The sequence below is a fragment of the Neoroseomonas rubea genome (assembly GCF_016106015.1).
Classification (GTDB): Bacteria; Pseudomonadota; Alphaproteobacteria; order Acetobacterales; family Acetobacteraceae; genus Neoroseomonas; species Neoroseomonas rubea.
This window is the reverse complement of sequence record NZ_JACADQ010000646.1, coordinates 1-1,004: the sequence shown is the minus strand read 5'-3', so window position 1 is coordinate 1,004 and position 1,004 is coordinate 1. Positions and strand designations below refer to the sequence as shown.

The following is a 1,004-nucleotide window of genomic DNA, read 5'->3' as shown; positions in this document are numbered from 1 at the left end:
GCCGGCGCTGGCCGCGGGCGGGGTCGCCGCGCTGTTCGGCGCGGCCTTCGCCGCGACGGCCATGTACGGGCTGCTGCCGCCGCTGGCGGGCTTCGCGGCCATGGCGGCGGCGGGCGTGTTCGGCATGCTGCTCTCGCTCCGGCGCGGGCCGCTCGTGGCCGTGGTGGGGCTCGTCGGCGCCTTCGTCACGCCGGCGCTGGTGACGACGGAGGACCCCTCGCTGTTCGGCCTCTTTGCCTACCTGCTGGTGGTGACGGCGGCGGCGATGCTGGTGGTGCGCGCGACGGCCTGGGGCTGGCTCGGCTGGTCGGCGACGGCGGCGGGCGCGCTCTGGGTGCTGGTGGGCGGCGTGGTCGCCGCGCGGAACGAGGATTGGGCGCCGGCCGCCTTCGTGCCGCTGGCCGCGGCCTGCTTCCTGTTCCTGCTGCCGCGGGAGGCCTTCGCCGCGCCGCTCGGCCGGCGATTGGCGCATCTGCCGCCGGCGCTGCTGGGCCTGGCCCTGCTGCCGCTGGCGATGATGTTCGATGGTCTCGCGGCACCGGCGGGCATCCTGGCGCTTGCCCTGATCGCGGTGCTGGCGGGGATGCGGGATGCGGCGCTGGCGCGGCTGCCCTGGATCGGCGCGGGCCTGGGGATCCTGCTGCTGCTGGTCTGGCTCGTGCCGCCCTTCGCGGCGGGCGGGGAACGCGTGACGATCGAGGGCGTGGTGCAGGGCGTGATCCCCGGCGCCTGGGTGCCGTCGGCGATCTGGCCCTTCCTGGTGGTGGCGCTGCTGCTCGGCGCGCTGCACCTGCTGGCGGGGCTGGCGATGGAAGGGCGCGGCGCGCTCGCCTGGTCGGGCACGGCGGCCTTCGTGCCGGTGCTGGTGCTGCTGGCGGCCTATGCCCGGGTGCGCGGCTTCGCGGCGGATCCGGCCTGGGCGCTCGCCGCCTGCGCGGTCGCCGCGGTGCATGTGGGCGCCGCGGCGCGTGGGATGCGCGATGGGTCGCAAGATCCGAAGAGCA

The 1,004-nt window shown here is 76.8% G+C and carries 1 protein-coding gene; it reads left to right on the top strand.

Features of this window, described 5'->3' with window-relative positions:
- Nucleotides 1-1,004 (top strand): DUF2339 domain-containing protein (locus HW577_RS25560; protein ID WP_198378889.1); only part of this gene is annotated, 1,004 nt, incomplete at both ends.